Raw genomic sequence first — 15,876 nt, forward strand, 5'->3', positions numbered from 1 at the left:
GCCCGGCGACGCGTCCGTCCCCGCTCCGGGGACCCGCGTCGTCGGGCATTCTTGTCATCGTGGACGTCCCTTCCTCCGAGCCCACCGATCCCGCCGCGCCCCGCACGCCTCCCGGGCGCCCGCACGAGCCCGCCGCCCCGCGGCGCGGCCGCCGCGCCGGCGTGCCGCGCGACGTGCCGGTCGCCGGACGGGCCGCGCACGAGCGGCACCCGGACGCGTTCGCGGACGACCCCGCATGGCCGAACGCCGCCCCGGCCGGGTTCGGCGACGCCGGCCGGCCCGATGGGCCGGGCCGGCCCGGGCGGGTGCCGCCGGACGGCCGGGGGCCGGTGGCGCCCGGGGCCGTGCCGGGGCGGCAGCGCGGGATGGCGAAGCGGAACCGGATGCTGCTGCTCGCGGCCGGGGTCGCGATGGCGGCGACGGCCGCGGGCGCCGTCACGATGGCGACGGCCGCGGACGACGCACCGTCCGGCCCGATCGCGAAGCCGTCCGTGACGCCGCCGCCCGCGTGGTCGCTCGCGGCGGGCCGGCGGCTCACCGACGGGCTCGGCCTCCGCTACGCGGGCACGCTCACCGTCGCGGGCGGCCCCGCGCAGCTGCGGCTGCAGATCAGCCCGGAGGGGTCGGCCAGCGGGACCCTCACCGCCGGGGCCCGCACCGCGCTGCTCGCCACGGTCGACGGCGTCACCTACATCAAGGCGGAGCTCGACTTCTGGCGCGCGTACGCGGCGGGCACCGAGCATCCCGAGTACTACGCGGGCGCCTGGGCGAAGGCGCCGCTGACGCTGCCCGGCGTGGACGTCGCGAAGGTGCTGTCGCCGGAGTCGGTGGCGCGGATGCTCGCCGAGGCGTCCGCGAACCCGAAGCGGGAGGAGGTCGGCGGCGTCCCCGCCTACGTGGTGCGGGCCGCGGACGCCGAATACCTCGTCGCGGCCGCCGCACCGCACCGCCTGCTGGGCGTGCGCACGTCCGGCCGGACCTCGCTCGCGCTCAAGGCGCAGCCCCTCACCGACCCCGCGCCCCTGTTCAAGGAGCTGCGCGCGCGCGTGAAGCGGCTCGGCGGCGCACCCGACCCCACGCTCCACTTCACGCCCGGCAAGCTGACGTTCAAGAACTGCGACCAGAACGTGAACGGCTGCACCGTCCAGGTCCCGGCGACGCTGTCGACCTGGGAGGGGACGGTCTCGCGGGACGCGCGCGCGTCGCTGCGGGCGTCGCTCGACTCGCGAGGGCGGCCGCTCGGCACCTGCCGCGGGTCGGCGCCCGTGACGGATGCCCGGACGGTCACGCTGAGCTGCACGGTCGCGGGCAAGCAGTGGCGGACGTGGATGCAGGCCGCGCTGAACAACCCGGGCTCGTACCCGTACCAGGCGAGCGCCCGCGTGATCGGCGAGGCGCTCGCCGCGGACGACGTCCGGGAGCTGCTCGCCGAGATCGACGCCGAGCGCCGGGAGCTGGTGCAGGCCGCGGCGCCGCGGCCCGGATCGTCCGCCTCGCCCGGCACGCCGGCGCCGGACGCCCCGCAGGCCGTCACGTCGCGGACACCGTGAGCGCCCGGCGCCTCGGGCGGCCGGAGTCGGCCGCGGCCGGGGTCGCGTGGGGGCCGGTGGGTTCGAACGGATTTCGCTCTGTCTACACTTCGGGGCGTGAACTCCGTGCCCATGGGAGATGACGGCTCCTCGGCGAACCGCAAACGGCTCGTCCGGCGGCTGCACGTCGACCTCTGCCGCCAGCACAGCTGCCTGTGTCAGCGGTGACCAGGGGGATTCGACCAGTTCGTACCCGCGGTGTCCGGTGACTCAGCAGTCCCCCGATCCCAGCATCGCCTCCCGGACATACCATGAAGGCAAGCCTAAGTAGCATCACGATTCTGGGTGCCTCCCCCAGGTCGGGTGCTGCGCGTCGAGGAGGTCTTCCTCTGTGACCAAACAGGTCCAGCAGCTCGACCGCGTCATCATCCGCTTCGCCGGGGACTCCGGTGACGGCATGCAGTTGACCGGCGACCGCTTCACCCAGGAGACGGCCGCGTTCGGCAACGACCTTTCCACGTTGCCGAACTTCCCGGCCGAGATCCGCGCCCCCGCCGGGACCCTCCCCGGCGTGTCCAGCTTCCAGTTGCACTTCGCCGACCACGACATCCTCACGCCGGGCGACGCGCCCGACGTCCTGGTCGCCATGAACCCGGCCGCCCTCAAGGCCAACCTCGGGGACCTCCCCCGCGGGGCGGACGTCCTGGTCAACACCGACGAGTTCACCAAGCGCAACCTCGCCAAGGTCGGCTACGCGGCCAACCCGGTCGAGGACGACTCGCTCGCCGAGTACCGGGTGCACGCCCTGCCGCTCACGTCGATGACGGTGACCGCCCTCGCCGACTTCGACATCTCCAAGAAGGACGCCGAACGCGCGAAGAACATGTTCGCGCTCGGGCTCCTGTCGTGGCTGTACCACCGCCCGACCGAGGGGACGCTCGCGTTCCTGGAGCGCAAGTTCGCCAAGAAGCCCGAGATCATGAAGGCGAACATCGCGGCCTTCCAGGCGGGCTGGAGCTACGGCGAGACCACCGAGGCGTTCTCGGTCCAGTACGAGATCAAGCCGGCCGAGCACGAGTCCGGCCTGTACCGCAACATCACCGGCAACGTCGCGCTCGCGTACGGGCTCGTCGCCGCGGGCGTCCAGTCCGGGCTGCCGGTGTACCTCGGCTCGTACCCGATCACCCCGGCGTCCGACATCCTGCACGAACTGTCGAAGCACAAGCGGTTCGGTGTCAGAACGTTCCAGGCCGAGGACGAGATCGCGGCCGTCGGCGCCGCGCTCGGCGCGTCCTTCGGCGGGTCCCTCGGCGTCACCACGACGTCCGGGCCGGGCATCGCGCTGAAGAGCGAGACGATCGGCCTCGGCGTCGCCACCGAGCTGCCGCTGCTGGTCATCGACGTCCAGCGCGCCGGACCGTCCACCGGGCTGCCCACCAAGACCGAGCAGGCCGACCTCCTCCAGGCCATGCACGGCCGCAACGGCGAGGCGCCCGTCCCGGTCATCGCGCCGCAGTCGCCGTCCGACTGCTTCGACGCCGCCATCGAGGCCGCGCGTATCGCCGTCAAGTACCGCACGCCGGTCATCCTGCTGTCCGACGGCTACCTCGCGAACGGCTCCGAGCCGTGGAAGCTGCCGGACGTCGCGGGCCTGCCGAAGATCGAGCCGGACTTCGCGGCGGCGTCCGACGCCGACTTCCAGCCGTTCAAGCGGGACCCGGAGACCCTCGCCCGTCCGTGGGCGATCCCCGGCACCGCCGGGCTGGAGCACCGGATCGGCGGGCTGGAGAAGGCCGACGGGACCGGGAACATCTCCTACGACCCGTCGAACCACGACAAGATGGTCCGGCTCCGCCAGGCCAAGGTCGACGGCATCGCGAACGACATCGCCCCGCTCACGGTGGACGACCCGTCCGGTGCGGCCCGCGTGCTCGTCCTCGGCTGGGGCGGCACGTTCGGCGCGATCTCCGCCGGCGTCCGCCGCGTCCGCGACACCGGGCAGCACGTCGCGCAGGCCCACCTGCGGCACCTCAACCCGTTCCCCGCGAACCTGCCCGAGGTCCTGCGCTCCTACGACAAGGTCATCGTGCCGGAGATCAACCTGGGCCAGCTCGCGCTGCTGCTGCGCGGCCGGTACCTCGTGGACGTCATCGGCTACAACCAGGTCCGCGGCCTGCCCTTCAAGGCCGAAGAGCTGCAGGGCGTCATCCAGGATGTGATCGACAGTGAGTGAAGTCAACGGCAACGGCCGCAGCCCCCTCTCCCTGGTCCCGAAGACCGACGGCAAGCAGACGCTGAAGGACTTCAAGACCGACCAGGAGGTCCGGTGGTGCCCCGGCTGCGGTGACTACGCGATCCTCGCGGCCGTCCAGTCCTTCCTGCCCGAACTCGGGCTGCGCAAGGAGAACATCACGTTCGTGTCGGGCATCGGCTGCTCGTCCCGGTTCCCGTACTACATGAACACCTACGGGTTCCACTCGATCCACGGCCGCGCCCCCGCGATCGCGACGGGCCTCGCCACCTCGCGTCCGGACCTGTCGGTCTGGGTCGTGACCGGCGACGGCGACGCGCTGTCGATCGGCGGCAACCACCTGATCCACGCGCTGCGCCGCAACGTCAACCTGAAGATCCTGCTGTTCAACAACCGGATCTACGGGCTGACCAAGGGCCAGTACTCCCCGACGTCCGAACTCGGCAAGGTCACCAAGTCGACGCCGATGGGGTCCCTGGACGCGCCGTTCAACCCGATCTCGCTCGCCGTCGGCGCCGAGGGCACGTTCGTCGCCCGCACCATCGACTCCGACCGCAAGCACCTGCAGTCGGTGCTGCGCGCCGCCGCCCAGCACCGCGGCACCGCGCTCGTGGAGATCTACCAGAACTGCAACATCTTCAACGACGGCGCCTTCGAGCCGCTGAAGGACGCCGACGTCCGCGACGACGTCACCGTCCGCCTGGAGCACGGCGAGCCGATCGTCTTCGGCGCCGACCGCTCGAAGGGCCTCCGGCGCACCCCGACCGGCTCCTTCGAGGTCGTGAACGTCGCCGACGTCGCCCCGTCCGAGATCGTGGTCCACGACGCCCACAGCCAGGACCCGTCCCACGCGTTCGCCCTGTCCCGCCTCGACTCGCCCGCGTTCGAGCACACCCCGATCGGCATCTTCCGCGACGTCGACCGCCCGTCCTACGACGAGCTGATGCGCGAGCAGGTCGACGGGGCCGTCGAGGCCCAGGGCGCCGGTGACCTCGCCGCCCTCCTCGGCAGCGGCGACACCTGGCGCATCGACTGACGCACACCCGGAGAACCCGGCCCCACGCCTTGCGGGGCCGGGTTTTTCGCGTATGGAACCGTCGCGAAACGGGCACCGTTCCACGTGGTGAGCGATCAGCGAACAGCGGCCGGGTTCGGACGCGACACGGTGCGGGACGGCGTCTCATCCTGGAACACTGGAGAGATCATGTCCCCGGGGAGGTGACGATGCGGGTCGTGCCGCGCCGTAACAAGGACCGTCGACGCCAGAAGGACGACGCCCCGACCCCGGACAATCAGGACACCCAGCCCCTCACCGACCCTTCCCCCGCCGAACCGGACACCCCCAAGCCGCGCAACGTCCGCGTCCTCGGCAACACCCTCGACGAGGACCCCGAGACACCGCGCCCCGGCGACGTCCCGTCCCCCGCCCCCCACGACGGGAACACCCAGCCGGTGCCGCCCCCCGCCGACACCAGCGCTGAGGACACCCCCTCCACCCCCGAACGTCCCGCCCCCGCAAGCAACGCCCCCACCCCGCCCCCGCCCCCCGGCAACACCCCACCGCTTGGCGCGCGCGCAGAAGAGTCCCGGCACGGGGACGGGGCGGTGGGCGGCGGGCGCGGGTGGCGCGAGGACGCGTGGACCGATCCGGTGGAGGCGCTCGGGCAGGAGAGCTGGGGGCGGCCGGGGCCGGAGGAGCCGTGGCGGCATCCGGTGCCGCCGCGCCCGGCGGGCCGGAAGGGGGCCGCGGACGGGCGGCGGCGGGCGCGCGCGGCGGAGCGGCGGCGGGCGGCGGCGGACGCGAAGCGGAGCCGGGCGGCGCTGCGGCCCGGTCCGGCGCGGCGGGAGTCGCCGCAGGTGCGGGCGGCCGACCGGCACCGGTCGGCGCTGCTGGTCATGGTGCTGACGCTGGGCCTGCTGATCGCGGCGGTGGCCGTGACCGGCGGGCTGATCGCGGCGTCGATGCGGACGCGCCCGGTGCCGCTGGCCGATCCGCTGCACATCTACCCGGTCACGCAGGCGACGCCGGGGCAGTGCGCGGCCGGGACGCGCGGCATCACCGGGCAGTCGGCGAGCGGGGCCACCTGCTACCGGCTGGAGCAGGGGCTCGCGATCCACGAGGTGGCCGAGCTGCACGTGCAGCGCTCGCGGGTGCGGCAGGGCGGGTACGACGTGGCGCTGACGCTGCGGCCCGCCGACCGGAACGCGTTCGCCGACCTCACGCGCTCGACGGTGGGGCGCGACCTGGCGTTCGTGGTCCGCGACGAGATCGTCACCCTGCCGCGGGTCGACATGGAGATCACCGACGGCAACATCATCGTGACGGGCGCGCAGGACCGCGCGTCGGCGGTGCGGCTCGTGCGGGACCTGCGGGGCCGCTAGGTCTGCGGGAGTTCGGTGCCCTGGACGGCCTGGATCTCCAGCTCGACGCGGAGGCTCTCGCCGACCATCGCGATGCCGGCCTCCAGCAGCTCGTTGTAGCGGATGCCGAAGTCGCGGCGGCGGAGTTCGGCGGTCGCGCGGAACGCGGCGCGGACGCCGCCCCACGGGTCGGCGCCCGTCCCGAGGTAGGCGAGGTCGAGGTCGACCGGCCGGGTGCGCCCGTTGAGGGTGAGGTGCCCGTGGACGGTCCAGCGGTCGGCGCCCGCGGCGGTGACGCGCTCGCCGGCGTAGTCGATGACCGGGTGCTCGTCGACGTGGAGGAAGTCGGCGGAGCGCAGGTGGTCGTCGCGGAGCTTGTTGCCGGTGTCGATGGACGACGCGTCGATGCGGGCGGTCACGCGGGACGCCTCGACGGGTTCGGCGACGTCGACGCGGCCCTCGAAGACGCCGAACCGGCCGCGGACGCTCGACAGCCCGAGGTGCTGCGCGACGGCGCCGACGCTCGAGTGCGCGGGGTCGATCGTCCACGGGCCGGGCGGCGGCAGCTCGGTGCCGCCGGCGCGGGCGAGCGCGATCCGGCCGATGTCGGCGGTGCCCGACCGGGTCACGATGAGGGTGGCGGCGGCGGGCTGGAAGCCCATCGCCGTCACGATCACCGTGTAGGTGCCGGCGGGCAGCGGGCCGGCGGCGAGCACGCCGTCCTCCCCGGTCTGCTCCCGCGCCACCTGGTTCCCGGCCAGGTCGGTCACGGTGACGATCGCGTGCCGCACCGCCCAGCCGTCCTTCGTCCGCACGGTGCCGCGCAGACCTCGACTCACGTCCATTGACCAGCCTCGTGCTCGTTGGTCCCGGTTCGTCCGGGCGTGTCGGTCACTCGTCCGGGTGGCCGAGCGTGAGATCGTGCTCGCCCCCGCCGCCGCCCGCCAGGGACAGCGCGGTGGCCACCGGCGGGTAGCCGGACGCGATGACGGTGTACTGCCCGCCGGTCAGGTCGGCGAACGCGTACTCCCCGTCCGGCCCGGTGATCATCATCGCGACGACGTTGCCGGCCGCGTCGACCATCGTGACACGGGCGTCCGCGACGGGCTCGCCCGCCTCGTTCCGGACGGTCCCCCGCACCCGGGCCCCGGGCGGCATCTCGACGTCCTGGGTGGTCTGCCCGCTGCCGCCGACCTCGACGGGCAGCGCGACCGGGCGGTGCGCGGCGGCGCTCACGGCGAGCGTGTAGGTCCCGGAGACGATGTCGGCGAACGCGTACCGCCCGTCGGGGCCGGTCCGCCCGGTGCCGACGACCTCGCCGCGGACGTCGGTGACGACGACCATCGCGTTCGGCACGGCGAGCCCGTCGGCGCCGCGGACCGTCCCGGCGAGGCCCCCGTTGCCCGCCAGGAGGAGGTCGAACTCGACCGGCCGGTCGCCGACGACGAGCGTCGCGGCCTGCGGCTCGTGCTCCCCGGTCGCCGCGATCAGCACGTACGTGCCGGGTCCGGGCGTGGGGAGCGCGTACCGTCCGTCGGCGAGGGTCAGCGCGCGCGCGAGCTGGTGGCCGTCCACGCCGATCAGGGTGAGCGCGGCGGACGGGACGGGCGCGCCGTCGGACGTCCGGACCACGCCCCGGACCGGGACGCCGCCGGGTTCGCCCCGCGGCACCGCCCGCGGGGCCGGTTCGGCCGCGCCGGGGCCCGCGGAGTCGCTCGCGGAGTCGCCCGCGGAGCGCGGCGCGGGGTCGCCCCCGGGGGTGCCGAAGCCGTTGTGCGACATCTCGTTGACCGACGCCGCGTGCCCGTACGGGACGGCGCCCGCGCCCACGAGCTCCTGGTCGTCCGCCGGGACGGGCGCGGGCCGCTCGTGCCGTCCCGCCGCGGCCACCGGACGGACGGCGTCCGCGGCGGCCGCGCCGCCCTGCGGGCCCCCGGCGGCGGGCTGCGCCGGCGCGGCGGGGCCGCCGCGCAGCGGCAGCTCCTTGAGCCCGAGGACGACGAGGAACCCGAGGACGGCGACCGGGACGCCGATGAGGAAGACGGTCTCGATGGCGTTGTTGAACGCGGTCAGCACGATGTGCTTGATCGGCTCGGGCAGCGCCGCGATCTGGTCGGGCGAGCCGAGCCCGCCGTCGCCGCCCGCGGGCAGCGCGATGCCCGCGGCGCGGGCGCCCTCGGCCATCTCGTCGGCGAGCCGGTTGGTGAGGATCGACCCGAACGCGGCGACGCCCATCGCGCCGCCCAGGTTGCGGAAGAACGACAGGCCGGACGTGGTGGACGCCAGGTCGGTGCGGGCGGCGGAGTTCTGCGCGGCGAGGATCAGGATCTGCAGGGTCAGCCCGAGCCCGACGCCGAGCAGCGCGAGGCCGATGCCGATCTCGGTCCTGGACGAGTCGACGTGCAGGCGCGACAGCAGGTAGAGGGCGCCCGCGACGAACACCATCCCGGCCACCGGGTAGATCTTGTAGCGGCCGGTGCGGGTGACGAGCTGGCCGGAGACGGTCGAGGTGACCAGCATGCCGACGACCAGCGGCAGCGTCATCAGGCCGGACGCCGTGGGGCTCATCCCCTTGACGATCTGCAGGTACTGCGGCATGTAGATCATCGCGCCGAACATGGCGACGGCCATGCACAGCAGGCCGATGCTCGCCAGCACGAACGTCCGGTCCCGGAAGAGCCGGGGCGGCAGGATCGGGTCGCGGGCGTGGCGCTCGGCGACGACCGCGAGGGCGGTCAGGACGAGCGTGACGCCGATCAGCACGTACGTCCAGGTGGAGTTCCACGCGAACTGGTCGCCGCCCATGGACAGCAGGAACATCAGCGCGGCGGCGGCGCCGGTGATGGTGATGCCGCCGAAGACGTCGATGCTCGTGTCGCTGCGCGTCTTCGGCAGCTTGAGGACCTTCTGGATGACGATGAACGCGACGACCGCGAGCGGGACGCACACGTAGAAGCACCAGCGCCAGCCGAGGGCGCCCGCGTCGACGATGAACCCGCCGAGCAGCGGCCCGGCGACCGTCGCGACGCCGAACACCGCCCCCATGTATCCGGCGTAGCGGCCGCGCTGCCGCGGCTCGACGACGTCCCCGAGGATGACCTGCGCCAGCGCGGACAGGCCGCCGACGCCGAGGCCCTGGAGGCCGCGGGTGACGATGAGCTGGCCGATGTTCTGCGACATCCCGGCGCCCACCGAGGCGAGGACGAAGATGAGCAGCGCCGTCTGGAAGACGAGCTTGCGGCCGAAGACGTCCGACAGCTTGCCCCACAGCGGCGTCGAGGCGGTCATCGTCAGCAGCGCGGCGCTGGCCACCCAGGCGAGCTTGTCCTGGCCGCCGAGGTCTCCGACGATCGTCGGCAGCGCGGTGCTGATGACCGATGTGGAGATCATCGCGGTCAGCATCGCCATCATCAGGCCGGACAAAATCTTCAGGACCTGACGGTGCGTGTACTGCGGGATCTCTTGCTCAGGCTCGGCCGTAGCCGCGCTCCCTCGAACCACTCTGCCCCCATGGAACCCAATTATCTGTGCTTAGCATGTATCCTATGTAGACGCCTGTTTACTTGCAACTCGAGGGATACTGATGTGATGGAGGCGATACAGGTCGACGGCCCCGCCGGGGTCGGCGGCGACGCACGTCCGGCCGTCCGCAAGCGCGACCGGGAAGCCACCCGGCGGCGCATCCTGGCCGCGGCCCGCGACCTGTTCGGCCAGCACGGCTACGGCGGCGTCACCATCCGCATGATCGCCGCCGAGGCGGACGCGAACACCGCGCTCGTCCACCGCTACTTCGGCTCGAAGGCCGACCTGTTCGCCGAAGTGCTGTCCGGGGAGTCGGTGCTGCGCGGCGTCATCGCGGGCGGGCCCGAGGGCCTCCCCCGGCGGCTCGCCGAGTACTTCTCCCACCAGGTCGAGCACCGCTCGATCACGTCGGTGTCCCGGCTGCTCGACCGCTCCGCCGGGCACCCCGAGGTCAAGCAGAGCCTCCTGCGCTACCTCGAGGAGGCCATCGTCGAGCCGATGGTCGAGCAGTTGGACGGCCCCAACCCGCGTGCGCGCGCGCTGCTCGCGTCCACGATCCTGATGGGCGGCGGGCCCGTCCGGCGCCTCTTCGGCCTCAACGACCTCCGCGAGGCCGACCCCGACGAGCTCACCGACCGCCTCACCGCCATGTTCACCGCCGCCCTCGCCCCCTGACCGGCCGGGATCGTCCCCGAGTCGGACGGGCGGACGGCCGCGTACCGCGGCGGGCGCAGCACGGATCGGCCGCCGGGCGGAGCGCCCGGCGGCCCCGCGCCCGTAGGGTTGCCGACATGAAGCTGGGGGGACGGCTCCGCGAGCGCTGGAACGGGACCGGACGGGCCGCGCGCTGGACGGCGGCCGGAGCCGCGGTCGCGCTCGCCGGCACGGGCGCGCTCTGGGGCGTCACCGCCGACACCGCGCCGGACGTGCGCGTCCTCGAACGGCGCGTCGCCGTCCTGGACGGCCCCCGCGACGACCAGCGCGTCACCCTCGACGTCTCGTTCTTCGCGCCCGCGCGCACCGGCCGCGTCCCCGCGATCATGCTGGCGCACGGCTTCGGCGGCACCAAGCAGGACATGGCGGGCGAAGCCCGCGCCCTCGCGGAGGACGGGTACGCCGTCCTCACCTGGTCCGCGCGCGGGTTCGGCGCGTCCACCGGGGAGATCGCCCTCAACTCGCCCGACTACGAGGTCAAGGACGCGCGGCAGCTCGTCGACTGGCTCGCCGCCCGCCCCGAAGTCCGGCTCGACGGCCCCGGCGACCCGCGCCTCGGCGTCGCCGGACCGTCCTACGGCGGCGCGATCTCCCTGCTCGCCGCCGCTTACGACGACCGCGTCGACGCCATCGCCCCGCAGATCACCTGGCACGGCCTCGACGACGCGCTGTTCCCCGACGCGTCCGGCGCGGGCCCCGCGAACGGCGTCTACAAGAAGCTGTGGGCCGGGTTGTTCTTCGCCAACGGCGCGGACGGGACGGCCTGCGGCCGGTTCCTCCCGTCCCTGTGCGCGATGTTCGAGGAGGTCGCCGAGACCGGACGGCCCACCGACGAGGCCCTCGCGACCCTGCGGCGGTCCAGCCCGTCCGCCGTCGTCGACCGCATCGACGTCCCCGCCCTGCTCGTCCAGGGGCAGTCCGACTCGCTGTTCCCGCTGGCGCACGCCGACGCCAACGCCCGCGCCATCGCCCGCAACGGCGCGCCCGTCTCCGTCGTCTGGTACCGCGGCGGCCACGACGGCGGCCCCGAGGAGACCGAACGCGTCCGGGGCCTCGTCCGCGACTTCTTCGACGCCCGCCTCAAGGGCGCCGACACCCCCGGCCTCCCCAGCTTCACGGTCACGCGCTCCGGCGGCCTCGACTCCTCCACCGGCGAGGTCGTGGTCGAGGAGGCCGCCGCGCCCGAGTACCCGGGCCTGTCGGGCGCGCCCCGCGCCCTCCCCCTCGAAGGCCGCGAGCAGACCGTCCACCGCCCCGCGGGCGGCGTCCCCGCGGGCATCTCCGCCCTGCCCGGCATCGGCTCGCTCGGCGGCGGGCTCGACCTCGGCGCCCTCGGCGGCGGCGGGCTCACCGACCCGCCCGGCCAGTCCGCGACGTTCGACACCGCACCGCTGGACCGTCCCGTCCACCTCACCGGCGCCGCGTCCGTCCGGCTCCGGGTGAGCGGCGGCGACGACGTCCCGCTGTTCGCCAAGCTCTACGACGTCGCCCCGGACGGCCGCGCCGCCCCCGCCCGCCGCCTCGCCGCGCCGTTCCGCGCCCCGGACGGCGAGGACGTCACCGTCGCGCTCCCCGCGATGGACCACCGGTTCGACCGCGGCCACCGGCTGCGGCTCGTCGTCTCGACCACGGACATGGGGTTCGCGACCCCGCCCGAGGCGGCGTCCTTCACGGTGCGGGCGGCGTCGCCGCTCACCGTCCCGGCCGTCCCGGCGCTGTCCACCGCGTCCAGCCCGCCGCCCGTCTGGGTCTGGGCGCTGCCCCTCGCCGCCCTGGCCGTCGCCGCGGGCCTCCTCGTCCGGCGCCGCACGCCCGCCGACACCGGCGACGGCGACGTCCCGCTGGAGATCACCGGGCTGACGAAGAAGTACAAGAACGGGCATCTCGCCGTCTCCGACCTCTCCTTCCGCGTCGAGAAGGGCCAGGTCCTCGGCCTGCTCGGGCCGAACGGCGCCGGGAAGACCACGACCCTCCGCATGCTGATGGGCCTGATCCACCCGGACGCGGGCGAGATCCGCATCTTCGGGCAGCGCGTCACCCCCGGCGCGCCCGTCCTCGCCAGGCTCGGCTCGTTCGTCGAGGGCCCCGGCTTCCTGCCGCACCTGTCCGGCCGCGACAACCTCGACCTGTACTGGCGCGCCACCGGACGTCCCCGCGCCGAGGCGCACATGGACGAGGCGCTCGAGATCGCCGCGCTCGGCCCGGCCCTCGACCGCGCCGTCCGCACGTACTCGCAGGGCATGCGGCAGCGGCTCGCGATCGCCCAGGCCATGCTCGGCCTCCCCGACCTGCTCGTCCTCGACGAACCCACCAACGGTCTCGACCCGCCGCAGATCCGCGAGATGCGCGACGTGCTCGTCCGCTACGCCGAAGCCGGCCGCACGGTGATCGTCTCCAGCCACCTGCTCGCCGAGGTCGAGCAGACGTGCACGCACGCCGTCGTCATGGCGGGCGGGCGGCGCGTCACCGCGGGCCCCGTCGCCGAGATCACCGGGTCGGGCCGCCGCCTCGAGGACGCCTTCCTCGAGCTGATCGGGGAGGGATCGAGCTGATCGGGGAGGGATCGAGCTGATCGGGGAGAGCACGTGACGTACCAGGTGCACCGGACGCTGCCGCTCGGCGTCGAGACCGTCCGGCAGTTCCGCCGCCGCCGCACGATGTTCGCGTTCGCGGTCCTGCTCGTCCTGCCCTGGGTGCTGGTGGCCGCGTTCAAGATCGGCGGCGATCCCGGTCCGGACGGCGTCCCGAGCCTGGTGGACGTCGCGACCGCGAGCGCGCTGAACTTCGCCCTGTTCGCCCTGTTCGTCTCGACGGGGTTCCTGCTCGTCGTCGCGGTCGCGCTGTTCTGCGGCGACACCGTGGCGAGCGAGGCCGGCTGGTCGTCGCTGCGCTACCTGCTCGCCGCGCCCGTCCCGCGCGCCCGGCTCCTGCGGCAGAAGCTGATCGTCGCGCTCGGGTACGCGGTCGTCGCCGTCCTGTCGCTGCCGCTGATGTCGCTGGTCGCGGGCACCGTCGCGTTCGGCTGGGGCGACGTCGAACTCCCCACGGGCGGCAGCGTCCCGGTCGGCACCGCGCTCCAGCGCATGGCGGTCATCGTCGCGTACTCCCTGGTCGCCCAGCTCGTCGTGGCGGCCCTGGCGTTCCTGCTGTCGGTGACCACCGACTCCCCGCTCGGCGCGGTCGGCGGCGCCGTCGGGCTCGTCATCGTCAGCAACATCCTGGACGCCGTCACCGCCCTGGGCTCCCTCCGCGACTTCCTGCCGACCCACTGGATGTACGCGTGGATGGACGCGCTCCAGCCCGACATCGAATGGACGGGCATGGCGAAGGGCACCGCGCTCTCGGTGTCGTACGCCGCCGTCCTGTTCGCCCTCGCATTCCGCCGCTTCCGCAACCGCGACATCGTCTCCTGAACTGGCCGAGTCCGGCCACACCCGATTCACACTGCGCCATTTCGCGATCACTCTCCGCAATGAAGGCGTCCGGAAAATCGGTCGAACGGGCAGAGGTGGTCGCATACACTCACCGAACCTCGCGCGCGCGGCCCGCGTCGTACGAGGTGAATGCGGCGCCGGCTCGATGGGCGGGTTAAAGCCCGCCCTACGGGGGGAGATGATCACCATGGCACGGCAGCAGCTCATCAAACGCCCCAAGCCTCCACGTCAACCGAGCCAGCCCGACCTCAGGACGCCGTCCGGCCGCCTCCTGCCGTACTGATGAACTTCCGAAATCACAAAGGACCTCCCTTCCGGGAGGTCCTTTCTTTTCTTCGGCAAACAGCCCGATCTTTCAGGGCATGAGCCGAAGTCGCACCTCCTGCAGCAACCGCTGCCGCTGGACTTCCTCGTCCCGGTCGCTCGGACGGAGCCGGACGAGCCCGTCCTCGAGCACCTGCCAGAACTGCGGGCTCGGCGCCACGAGCCCCTGCCGCACCAGCCGCCGGATCTCCGGCAGCCCCATCTCCCCCACCTCGTCGGACACCCGCCGCCACGCCCGCCGGTCGGCCTCCTCCTGCCGCATCGCGTAGACCAGCCCGCCGACCACGGCGAGCGCGGTGACGACCATGAGGACGATCGTGTGCGGCGCCAAACCCAGACCCATGCGGCGATTCTCCCCATCCCCCACCCCACCCACAACGCGCAGCCGCGAACTCCTTGCCGCCCCCTACCCCTCAGCCGCAGCGTTTCGAGCCGGGCCGAGCAGGTCCCACCGGTTGCCGGCGATGTCGAGGAACACCGCGACCCGCCCGTAGGGTTCGCTGCGCGGGGCGGTGAGGAACTCGACTCCTGCGGCGGTCATGCGCCGGAAGGCGGCGTCGAAGTCGTCCACGCGGAGGAAGAACCCGACGCGTCCGGCGGTCTGGTTCCCGACCGCGGCGGCCTGGCGGCCGCCGTCCGCGCGGGCGAGCAGGATGCCGGTCTGGGCGCCCGGCGGGCGCACGACCACCCACCGTTTCGGACGTCCGTCGTTGGTCCGCGACGGCGAATCCTCGACCAGGTCGAACCCGAGGACGTCCGTGAAGAACGCGATGGCCGGGTCGTAGTCGTCTACAACGATCGTGATCAGGTCGAGTCGCATCTCCAGGAGCGTAGGCGCCCGCCGAGCCGGAGGCCGTGGCCGAGTTCGAGCAGGTGTCGTGATGCGGCGGCTCAGCCGACCGGGAAGACGGCGCCGGGTGCGGCGTGGTCGATGGGGCCGTCGAAGCGGGTCGAGGCGCGGGCCGTCGCCTCCCGCGGGGTGAGGGAACGGCCGACGTGCGTGATGACCAGCCGTCGGGCCTGAGCGGCACGCGCGGTGTCTCCGGCGTCCTCCGGCGTGTGGTGGACCTGTTCGCCCGCGCTGGGCGGCTCGGCGCTGTCGGCCTCGCACAGCAGCACATCGCATCCCTCGGCCAGGCGCGTCAGGCCGGTGCAGGGAGCGGTGTCCCCGGAGTACACCAGGGACCGGCCCGCGGCCTCGGCGCGCAGGGCGAAGGCCGGCATGCCGTGCGCCACCGCGCGGCTGGTCAGCGTGAGCGCGCCGACCCGCGCCTCGTGCCCGTCGTGGAGCTCCTCGACGGCGAAGGCCGACTCGACCGGGCTGCGGGTCGCGGTGTTGGTGAGGAAGTGCGCCAGCCGGTCGGCGATGCCCGGCGGCCCGTACAGGGGGATCGGGGCGGCGAGTCGGATGTCGGCGTAGAGCAGGCCGTAATAGGCGGTGAGGAGGTCCGCGCTGTGATCGGCGTGCAGGTGCGAGATCCAGATCGCGTCGAGCTCGTCCAGCCGGACGTACCGCTGCAGCGCGCCCAGCGTCCCGCTGCCCGCATCCACCCACACCCGCGCGCCCCCACCGGACACCAGGTAGCCGGAGCAAGGGTTGTCCGCACTGGGATACGGCGTCGCCGACCCCAGAACCGTCAGACGGAGAGCTTCGCTGGTCATCAGCGAAGCCTAGAACGCGTGGTCTCCAGGTTTTGATCACCCCCTCGGGGAGGACGCCGAACACGGCCGCATCGATGCT

The 15,876-nt window shown here is 73.6% G+C and carries 12 protein-coding genes; 7 read left to right on the plus strand and 5 right to left on the minus strand.

Annotated features, from left to right (window positions below; genetic code table 11):
• The first annotated feature begins 59 nt into the window (after positions 1-59).
• The 4 genes from H505_RS0125595 (at position 60) to H505_RS44305 (ending at position 6,162) form a co-directional block, all read left to right on the plus strand.
• A complete protein-coding gene (locus tag H505_RS0125595) occupies positions 60-1,550 on the plus strand; it encodes a hypothetical protein (protein ID WP_026404264.1) in 1,491 nt (496 codons plus the stop codon).
• 370 nt (positions 1,551-1,920) lie between these two features.
• A complete protein-coding gene (locus tag H505_RS0125600) occupies positions 1,921-3,762 on the plus strand; it encodes a 2-oxoacid:acceptor oxidoreductase subunit alpha (RefSeq protein ID WP_026404265.1) in 1,842 nt (613 codons plus the stop codon).
• Positions 3,755-4,816: a 2-oxoacid:ferredoxin oxidoreductase subunit beta gene (locus tag H505_RS0125605; protein ID WP_026404266.1), complete on the plus strand. Its 1,062-nt coding sequence runs from the start codon at positions 3,755-3,757 to the stop codon at positions 4,814-4,816. The genes H505_RS0125600 and H505_RS0125605 overlap by 8 nt, the downstream gene beginning before the upstream one ends.
• 188 nt (positions 4,817-5,004) lie before the next feature.
• Positions 5,005-6,162 (plus strand): SecDF P1 head subdomain-containing protein, encoded by a 1,158-nt coding sequence (locus tag H505_RS44305; RefSeq protein ID WP_157433123.1) that lies wholly within the window; start codon positions 5,005-5,007, stop codon positions 6,160-6,162.
• Here the strand turns inward: H505_RS44305 and H505_RS0125615 are convergent.
• Complete coding sequence (locus H505_RS0125615) at positions 6,159-6,986, minus strand: YceI family protein (RefSeq protein WP_026404267.1); 828 nt, start codon at positions 6,984-6,986, stop codon at positions 6,159-6,161. The genes H505_RS44305 and H505_RS0125615 overlap by 4 nt on opposite strands.
• A gap of 46 nt (positions 6,987-7,032) precedes the next feature.
• A complete protein-coding gene (locus H505_RS52635) occupies positions 7,033-9,642 on the minus strand; it encodes an MFS transporter (protein WP_211238558.1) in 2,610 nt (869 codons plus the stop codon).
• A gap of 87 nt (positions 9,643-9,729) precedes the next feature.
• Between H505_RS52635 and H505_RS0125625 the strand changes: the two genes are divergently transcribed.
• The 3 genes from H505_RS0125625 to H505_RS0125635 all read left to right on the plus strand — a co-directional run bounded on the left by H505_RS0125625 (position 9,730) and on the right by H505_RS0125635 (position 13,790).
• On the plus strand, positions 9,730-10,338 hold the full coding sequence (locus H505_RS0125625) for a TetR/AcrR family transcriptional regulator (RefSeq protein WP_034519780.1): 609 nt from the start codon (positions 9,730-9,732) through the stop codon (positions 10,336-10,338).
• Positions 10,339-10,454: 116 nt separating this feature from the next.
• A complete protein-coding gene (locus H505_RS44310) occupies positions 10,455-12,929 on the plus strand; it encodes an alpha/beta fold hydrolase (protein ID WP_051301155.1) in 2,475 nt (824 codons plus the stop codon).
• 33 nt (positions 12,930-12,962) lie between these two features.
• Positions 12,963-13,790: an ABC transporter permease gene (locus H505_RS0125635; RefSeq protein WP_026404270.1), complete on the plus strand. Its 828-nt coding sequence runs from the start codon at positions 12,963-12,965 to the stop codon at positions 13,788-13,790.
• A 376-nt stretch (positions 13,791-14,166) separates the two neighbouring features.
• On the opposite strand, the gene H505_RS0125640 is transcribed toward H505_RS0125635, so the two are convergent.
• The 3 genes from H505_RS0125640 to H505_RS0125650 form a co-directional block, all read right to left on the minus strand.
• Entirely contained in the window at positions 14,167-14,478 is a 312-nt protein-coding gene (locus H505_RS0125640) for a hypothetical protein (RefSeq protein WP_157433124.1), read from the minus strand.
• 63 nt (positions 14,479-14,541) lie between these two features.
• Complete coding sequence (locus tag H505_RS0125645; protein WP_026404272.1) at positions 14,542-14,955, minus strand: VOC family protein; 414 nt, start codon at positions 14,953-14,955, stop codon at positions 14,542-14,544.
• A 71-nt stretch (positions 14,956-15,026) separates the two neighbouring features.
• A complete protein-coding gene (locus tag H505_RS0125650) occupies positions 15,027-15,797 on the minus strand; it encodes an MBL fold metallo-hydrolase (protein WP_026404273.1) in 771 nt (256 codons plus the stop codon).
• Positions 15,798-15,876: the final 79 nt, after the last annotated feature.

The organism is Actinomadura rifamycini DSM 43936 (assembly GCF_000425065.1).
Classification (GTDB): domain Bacteria; phylum Actinomycetota; class Actinomycetes; order Streptosporangiales; family Streptosporangiaceae; genus Spirillospora; species Spirillospora rifamycini.